General features: G+C 33.6%; 8 protein-coding genes. 1 reads left to right on the top strand and 7 read right to left on the bottom strand.

Annotated features, from left to right (window positions below; genetic code table 11):
* Positions 1–191 precede the first annotated feature (191 nt).
* Entirely contained in the window at positions 192–560 is a 369-nt protein-coding gene (locus V7068_RS19485; protein ID WP_499714163.1) for a hypothetical protein, read from the top strand.
* A gap of 315 nt (positions 561–875) precedes the next feature.
* Here V7068_RS19485 and wecB read toward each other — a convergent pair whose 3' ends face one another.
* The 7 genes from wecB to V7068_RS19450 form a co-directional block, all read right to left on the bottom strand.
* Complete coding sequence (gene wecB, locus V7068_RS19480; RefSeq protein WP_499714162.1) at positions 876–1,955, bottom strand: non-hydrolyzing UDP-N-acetylglucosamine 2-epimerase; 1,080 nt, start codon at positions 1,953–1,955, stop codon at positions 876–878.
* Between the two features lie 244 nt (positions 1,956–2,199).
* Positions 2,200–2,454 carry a hypothetical protein gene (locus V7068_RS19475; RefSeq protein ID WP_499714161.1) on the bottom strand — a complete coding sequence of 85 codons (255 nt, stop codon included), beginning with the start codon at positions 2,452–2,454 and terminating at the stop codon, positions 2,200–2,202.
* A 19-nt stretch (positions 2,455–2,473) separates the two neighbouring features.
* Positions 2,474–4,126, bottom strand: a complete 1,653-nt coding sequence (locus V7068_RS19470) for a hypothetical protein (RefSeq protein ID WP_499714160.1) — start codon at positions 4,124–4,126, stop codon at positions 2,474–2,476.
* Between the two features lie 162 nt (positions 4,127–4,288).
* On the bottom strand, positions 4,289–4,495 hold the full coding sequence (locus V7068_RS19465) for a hypothetical protein (RefSeq protein ID WP_499714159.1): 207 nt from the start codon (positions 4,493–4,495) through the stop codon (positions 4,289–4,291).
* A 243-nt stretch (positions 4,496–4,738) separates the two neighbouring features.
* A complete protein-coding gene (locus tag V7068_RS19460) occupies positions 4,739–5,383 on the bottom strand; it encodes an SGNH/GDSL hydrolase family protein (protein WP_499714158.1) in 645 nt (214 codons plus the stop codon).
* 909 nt (positions 5,384–6,292) lie between these two features.
* Positions 6,293–6,436 carry a YwzD family small protein gene (locus V7068_RS19455; RefSeq protein WP_499714157.1) on the bottom strand — a complete coding sequence of 48 codons (144 nt, stop codon included), beginning with the start codon at positions 6,434–6,436 and terminating at the stop codon, positions 6,293–6,295.
* A gap of 456 nt (positions 6,437–6,892) precedes the next feature.
* On the bottom strand, positions 6,893–7,387 hold the full coding sequence (locus tag V7068_RS19450) for a VanZ family protein (RefSeq protein WP_499714156.1): 495 nt from the start codon (positions 7,385–7,387) through the stop codon (positions 6,893–6,895).
* Positions 7,388–8,347 lie beyond the last annotated feature (960 nt).

Raw genomic sequence — 8,347 nt, 5'->3', positions numbered from 1 at the left:
TTCTACTTGACGGTTACAGGGGGTCAGGTTCGTTTTTTCTTGGGTATTTTATCAACGGAGATGACAGTGTTAAAAGAGTGCTGTTTCAACTGTTAAAATTGTGGTTATTTAGGAACATAAAAAAGGATTTTTAAAGTTTAACGGTATAATATACCTTAGATAAAACTACATCCCACTGGGGGGAATATATCGTGTTAAATGAAGATTTAGAAATAATTTTGAGTAAAATTGAAGAACTTGAAAGTTATGATGTTGAGGTTGAAATAGATGACCCTGAAGTTGAATCAATATCTATTCACCTATTTTCAAGAGAAGAATTTGAAGAAGGTCAGTTAGAATATAGAATTGACGATGATGGGAATGATTTAACAGGGGATAACGAGGGTGATTGGAATGAAAATTGGTATGTCATTGGATACGATGAACTTGTAGGAGACCCAATTTTCGTTGATAGAAATAATAAAAACTATCCTATTTTGACCGCAATGCACGGTGAAGGAGATTGGGAACCAGAAGTGATGTTTTCCTCATTAAATGAATTTTTAGAGTATGTATCATAAAAAGGACGGTTTTATCCGTCCTTTTTTTATGTGACTTTATTTGTGATTTCGACTGTTAAAATAACGCTAAAAAAAACAATTATTTTAACTTTCCCTCCGAAAAGAAAACCCGTTAACCTAAATCAGGATCTTTTTTTTGCAAATCATTTCCACTTTAATTATCAAAATTTCACTTATCACAGAAAGGTCTTGCAAATAAGGTGCCCCTCGCTTTCTCACTTTACCGCTTTACACTTTAGCTGAGCGGGGGTCTGGCACCGGATTTCATCTAGAATAACAGCTATCCTGGAAAGAAATTTGTACATTTATAAAAAACTATCCCTCTAAGACATCTGCTATCCTCTTACTTGCAAAACCATCACCATATGGATTGCTAGCTTGACTCATCTTTTCATACTCATTTTTATCTTCAAGAAGTAATTTAAAAGTCTTGTAAATGTTTTCTTCATCTGTCCCAACTAATTTCAGTGTTCCAGCTGTTATACCTTCAGGCCTCTCTGTCGTATCACGCATAACCAATACGGGTTTACCTAAGCTAGGAGCTTCCTCCTGAATGCCACCACTATCAGTTAGTATTAAATATGATTTTGAAAGAAAGTTATGAAAATCTAAGACTTCCAAAGGCTCAATAATTCTTATCCTATCGCAGTTCCCCAAAATATCGTTTGCTGCTTCTCTCACTACTGGGTTCATATGAATAGGATATATCCCCTTAATATCTGGATACTCATCTACAATTCTTTTTATTGCTTTAAACATATTTCTCATCGGCTTTCCCAAATTTTCTCTTCTATGAGCCGTTATCATAATAAGCTTGCTATCTGCTGCCCAATTAAGTTGCTCATGAGAATAATCATCTCTAACAGTAGTTTTAAGTGCATCTATGGCAGTATTACCAGTCACATATATAGTAGCAGGATCTTTCCCCTCTTTTAAAAGATTATCTTTCGACATCTCTGTTGGAGCAAAGTTATACTTCGCTACAATTCCTACAGCTTGACGATTGAATTCTTCTGGATATGGAGAGTAAATATTATACGTTCTTAATCCAGCCTCCACATGGCCAACTGGGATTTGTAAATAAAAACAAGCTAAAGACGTTACAAAAGTTGTTGAAGTATCGCCATGGACTAAAACTACATCAGGCTTTACTTCTTCCAACACAGTTTTCATTTTTTCTAAAATATTTATGGTCACATCGAATAATGTCTGTTTTGCTTTCATGATTGAAAGATCGTAATCAGGCACTATGTTGAATGCATCCAACACTTGATCTAGCATTTCTCTATGTTGACCAGTAACACAAACAACTGTATCTAATTTATCTCGTATTTTTAATTCTTTAACTAATGGACACATTTTAATAGCTTCTGGCCTTGTACCAAATACCACCATTATCTTTTTCCTCACATTTATCCCCCAACCTTAATTTAAATATTTCCAAATTTAAGTGCATCTAGTTCATTTACTTACAATTTGTAACCGCTAGAATAAAATAGACAGTTTTCGCTCGAATCTTGTGAACACTTTTTTTCCAATTAGAGACGTGCACTTTACATGGAGAGGCGTAAATGATAGCCTCGTATAAAATCGGCTAACTCTTGAGCTGAACGGGGGTCAGGCCCCGATATTAATATCCCTATGTTTTTAATATTTGCTTTGTGTCGTCAGTCATAGTAATAGTAGCGTTATTTCCATCAAAAACACAGTAACTACCCAAACTACCCGGATTTAGAGTGTCGCTAATGGTATAGTCACCTTCTAAAACAATTCGATAACCTTTGTTCGCAGAGGTACGTGTCGCTAAAGCCCTTTGTAATCTTGCTGTGTCATCTACTTCACTCTCAATTTTAGGAAACGTACTCATATATACAATTTCTTCAACTTGTTTCACAGTTGTTTCCGACTATGAATTAAACTATTGAAGCTAATTTTTTATACATTGGTATTGTTAATATCGGAGTAGTTTGTTTGTATATATTAATCATTTGTTGATAGGTAATACTTCCGTTAAATGCCATCCAGTAATTGAATGTATAATCCGCACTTGATACTGTAGCGTCCCAATTTCTTAGTAATTTAATGCCATTTGTAGCAAAGCCACTAGCGAATGATTTCACTACCTCTGATTGTAGGTTGTATATAGGCATTTCTGGACACATAATCGTAATGTCGCCTGTTACTGTATCAAAAGTTAAAGTAAAAAAGTGGTTATATTCAGTCGATTGGATGGCTTTAATCATTGCTAACTTTGTCGTTCTGGTTCCATCGTATGTCGTTATTGATACTCCAGTATTATTCGCAACGTATATGACTTTATTGTCAGATGCGGTTAGTTCAATTATTCTGGAAGTAGGGTCAGCAGTATTGCTAACTTTAAAGGACACAGCAATTGTAAATTTACTTAGGCTTAAATTGGGTATAGTCAAGCTTGCATAACTATCACTTCCAGGAGATGCCATTTTTAATTGTGTACCAAATAATCCTATCCCTGTGCTTAATTGCAGATTGTTTTTATTGAATGTGGCACTGCTTCCACTGTAGTCAAGTAAACTACCAGATACATCGTCAAATAAAAAATAAGCTTTTAATTCATTCAATGGTATAGCACTATCTTTTGCGTCATTATATAACGATGCCTTATCCATTCCATTTAAAGTTAATTTTGAAACACCTGGGGAAACTCTTTTACCAGATACATCGTAAAATGAATAAGCTAATAAATAGTCTATTTTGGAAGTATTAGTAAATGTTTGTAGAACATGTTCAATAAAAACATGACCAATAGAAATATGAGAATTTGATTTTATATCAAATGCATAGTGGAAAGACTCTATTTGCCCACCATCGGAAATTGTATTCATCCCCGAATTCGACTCGAACGTAATACCCACTGAACTATTAGGCTGTGTATCTTCGTATCCTGCGCTACCTGATAGTAAATCAAGTTGAACTATGCAACCACCTGAGTATTTGAACACAATCCCTTTGTTTACGCCTTGAACACTTAATCTTGTAAAGTTAGTACACCAACAAGCTATATCACATGTGATTCCAATATCAGCTTTTTGAATCATGAAGTTATCACACAATCCCTGAGCTCCATCCCATTGAATAGCTTGATAATTATAATTGTAAGTATCATCAAATGGTGTAATTCTAATATTATACATTTTTACTCTATGAGATTGAACGTGAAAAACAATCCCGTTGGTCTTTGCTTTGATTACAACATCTCTTGAATTGCCCGTAATAGAAAAACCATCCCAATTCATATTTATAATTACAGTTGAATCTATAATATAGTTATCATCTTCAATAAATAACGAAACTTTATTTGTTTTACAATAATCCAACGCTCTAACAAAAGCTTGTGTGTGCGTTGTTTCAGTAGCAATGATAAATTTAGACAACGGTACCACAGTTGCCGTTTCGTCTTTCTTCGCAGTTTGGGCCGACTCTTCACTTAAAACACCACTTTTTATATCGGAATTACCAACTCTATAACCAAAAATGAAAGACCATATCCAAAGTAAAAAGTTTAACAAGAAGTTTCTTCGCTTCACATTTTCCCTCCTTACAACCCAGGTGACCCCTTTATAGCATAGTTACTTAATTTAGACTTCGTAAATGATGTATAAATGGCTTTAACTGTATTAATTAAATTATAGCCTGATTCCTTACGGTTGGCTATACAGTTGGAATCTATTGTACGATAATGTCCCTAATTACAAAGTAACATCATAGATATTTAATTCTGATATTTTCATAACAAACTCTTTACCACTTGCTTTTATGATTAATGTACTATTAATTGCTCCATATGGTACTTTATACAAAAAGTTAATCCTTTCATTGATAACTGTTGCTTCTGCTCCAAATAGACACTTTTGAACATCGCCAATCTGCGTTTCAGTATTGTCTACTGAATACATGTAGATATTTAACCAACGTATTTAAGGAGAATTCAATTCTAATTTAAAGGATATTTCCCAAGTTTTTTGCGCAGATACTCCTAAATTAATACCAGCCGTTTTTGCATCAGTTTGAGTCAGCATTGTAATAACTTGCTTTCTACGTTTTGCGTCTTTAGCATAATTCATCTCTTCAAAATCAAAGATAGTTGCTGCATCAGTCCCGCTAACTGCACTCCAACTATCTGCAATTTTTACTGTTGGTTAATTAGAAAATACAAAAAATTTGTTATTTCCTATTGTAGTACTCACATCACCACCACAAATATTCGGCAATTCAATTGAATCGTTATTTTTTATGGCAGTATAAACCGTTTCTGCAACGATTCTGTGTCCATCGGCAGTTAAATGTAGTAAATCTTCCAACAACACCCCACTTTTTACCGACAAAACCGATTCTTCATTAGTCAAAAGAGAGCTATAAATATCAACAAACACAAGACCATTTACTCTACAAAAATTTTGCAACCAATAGTTACGATTAATAATTTTTTGTAGTAAACTCGCATTATCCGTTCTTAGTAGTATTGTGAGCCAAATAGGACTAATATTATTTTCTTGAATTTTATCTGTAATATTAGTAATGTAAGTTCTTATGTTTGCTTCCGTATCACTGTTGTTTATATTATTTGTACCACATAAAATAATAGCGTGTTGTAGTTTATAAACTACAACATCAGCGTCTAATCTATCATATACTTGTTGTAACGTATTACTCCAAATACCTCCGTTAATAACGACCTTTTTAAATTTAAAAGATAACCATGTTGGCATATCACGGAATAGTGAAAGTGTTCCAGTCGATAAACTATCACCTATTACGACATACTTACCTCTTTTAATTTTCATGTCAATGATTTTTGTTGAAGTTTGGTCTAACTGTTCATTAGCTCAAATAAGAATTTTTTCTATAAATCCTAAATTCCAAGTAATACTGATAATTTTTATCAAATCAGAATTTCTCTTATTCCGTGATATTAGAGAAGCACGTAATACGTATGTTATAGTGAAACATGAAAAAAGTTGAGAAAAAGACAATGAATGACTTTCCTATTACTTTTCAATTTATGAATATATGTGTCTACTGTTAAGATTGTGATATACAGCCATAAAGCTTTATGCATACAATTCTAAAATGTCATTTCTGGTTTCAATTATTTCAGGTAGTTTGATTTCCGCTTTCCACCCTAGGTCTTGATAATTCCCTGCTGGAGAGACAATTAACTGGACTGAATCACCTGGTCAAAGATCTACAAATTATCATTTAGAAAACCATAAGTAGTTGTAGCTGTTGAAGAAAAAATAAAATGTCAACAGCCCATCGATGTCCAGTAGATCAGTTTTAATATCCCCTTTACAGTATGAAACCTATTTAATCAGTACCACCAACTACAAGAATCATTAGAAATCCTTCTTTACAATATTATTGTTTTTGTAGTTGTTGTTTACGCTTATCTATCTGAGTATTAAGCACCTTCTGTATTTCTTCTAATTTATCAATAGAATGTATATCTTGCTTAATATATCTCAACGTTTTCTTAACGAATTTAGATAATTTATCAAAAATGTTCAAATCATTCACTCCTCCTAGTGAAATTTATTTAAAAATGAAGATTCTATAAATCTGTACTTGTTTATCAACAAAGTCATTTATATATTTTCCTGATTTTTAATTGCTTGTTTTTCAAGGTATCCATTAATTGAATTTTTTGATCTGGAGAGTAATCTGTAGAGGAATTTTTTCAATTAAAATGTTCATCAACTCTCTTTAAAGATTTCACTTAATTTCATTGACAATTCTTTAACTAATTCACTTACTGTTAGATCCTGAGCCTTTTCTCCCTTCTCTACTGCTTCTTTAAGTAGGTGATAAAAAGCTTCCTTCGTTATATTTGATATCATGATTAATTCTCCCTATACAAAAATAGAAGACTATCCATTGATAGCCCTCTTCTCACTTCAGATTAACGGTATTTCTTTAACTCTAATGAGATCACGACTTATTTCACCATCATTTTACAATACTGAGACTATGATCCATCAGTTGTTTCTATACTGAATACTTACTTTACGATCTACCACACCAATCTCTTTATCAATCACAGCGCGTGGACCAAAAATCTGCAATGTTGTGCAATAAAAGAGGAATATTATGCGATTGCTAGAAAAGTAATGAATTAAGTTATTAACTTTGGTTAAACGTATTCAACTGGAAAAAGAGAGCTAAGTTCCCTTGAAAAGAGCTAACTCTCTTTGTCTTTAAATATACAAATCCTTCGACATATTTCAAGTGGTGACAATGCACACAAAACTTATTTTAATAATTTAACGCAACGCTATCGGGTCTGACTGTATACATCATAACATTATTTCCTTTTTTCGAAATCTCGTAAACGCCAGATAACACACAATACCAAATACGCCACCAATTGTATCAAGTATTACATCGTCAAACAACGGAGTCCTACCACCAGTATAATGCTGATGCAGCTCATCGAGGCAAGCGTATCCAAACACAAATAAAAGCGAACCAAACACAGAAATGAAATGAAGATCCGTAAACAAACGCCAAACTACAATCGTTAAAAGTCCAAGCACAAAAAAGATTCCCACGTGAGCGCCTTTTCGGATCAAAAAATGAATAAAATCAATTACCCCTGACTTCTCGACACTAATCTCCTGATCGTAATACCTTACCGAGAACCCACTTAACATTTCTCCCCATTTTTCCTCATCAACTACTTTTTCGATCACACCTGAAAGGTCTTGGACCTGAGACGTCTGCGACGAAATGTGGAAAATAATTCCTATCCAAAAAAGCAAGAAAGCACACCATACTATACGCTTCTTCATCTACCTATTTAAAACCCTTCACCGTTGACTTCAGCCTTTCGCCAATTCTTTCACTAACTCTTCCATCGTCGCCCCGGCTCCTTTTCTACATACACTTCAACGAGAAGTTTTGAGAAGAAGGTATGTTTTATTGTTATTCAATCAAATAATCATCTTTTTAAATAGGATAGTTGACATTCAAACTATATATATAAACGAAACCCCTTCATATAAGCAGTTTCCATACCTGTGCAATTCAATAAAATTTCCACTAAAAAATCGCTCTTTGTCTTTATGAATCCTTCAACTAGCCAATTAATGCTGTACACTTTAGCGGAGTAGGGTACCGATTTTGGAAACAAGAGAAAAACATACAGCTAAGACAGGGACTCACAAATACAGTTGTCTAAAATCTACATGAATAATAATAAGTCAATGCCCGGTGTCTTACATTCTAAAATATGTGAAAAAAACAGTAGTTGAACGGGGACCCCAGATTTTATTTGTGTCTAACAATTCGGTTGCAGTTCAGCGCGGGGTGGTTTTCTTATTATCTAATACATTTTTTCGAAAGACATGTGCAGCAACTTCCCGCACAATCGCCTTCAAAATTTCACGAATGATTTCAAGAAATATATCATGATTAGTTCTCTCAATGTAAAAATAGAAGGCTATCCATCGAAAGCCTTCTTCTCACTTCATAAAATTAACGATATTTCTTTAAAACTAATAACATCATGACTTATTTCGTAATCATTATACAATATTGAAACTATAATTCACCAGCTGTTTTCTCATTAAATACTTACTTTACTCTTTATCACATCAATCACACACTGTTGCTATTCTTCAGTGATATCTGAGCCAGAAAGCAAACATATGCCATTCACAAACAGCTTATCTGACACACTTCTGCCTTCTTCATGAAAGATAATACTTCACACCTTTAAACAATGACGGTACATGACGTCTATCTTAACA

Source organism: Bacillus sp. JJ634 (genome assembly GCF_036962285.1).
Lineage (GTDB): Bacteria > Bacillota > Bacilli > Bacillales > DSM-1321 > Peribacillus > Peribacillus asahii_A.
This window is presented reverse-complemented; position numbering and strand designations above follow the sequence as displayed.

Coding starts and splice junctions, on each gene's coding strand:
- V7068_RS19460 (WP_499714158.1), bottom strand. CDS start 5,383: ATGAAAATTAAAAGAGGTAAGTATGTCGTAATAGGTGATAGTTTATCG.
- V7068_RS19455 (WP_499714157.1), bottom strand. CDS start 6,436: ATGATATCAAATATAACGAAGGAAGCTTTTTATCACCTACTTAAAGAA.
- V7068_RS19450 (WP_499714156.1), bottom strand. CDS start 7,387: ATGAAGAAGCGTATAGTATGGTGTGCTTTCTTGCTTTTTTGGATAGGA.
- V7068_RS19465 (WP_499714159.1), bottom strand. CDS start 4,495: ATGTATTCAGTAGACAATACTGAAACGCAGATTGGCGATGTTCAAAAG.
- wecB (WP_499714162.1), bottom strand. CDS start 1,955: ATGGTGGTATTTGGTACAAGGCCAGAAGCTATTAAAATGTGTCCATTA.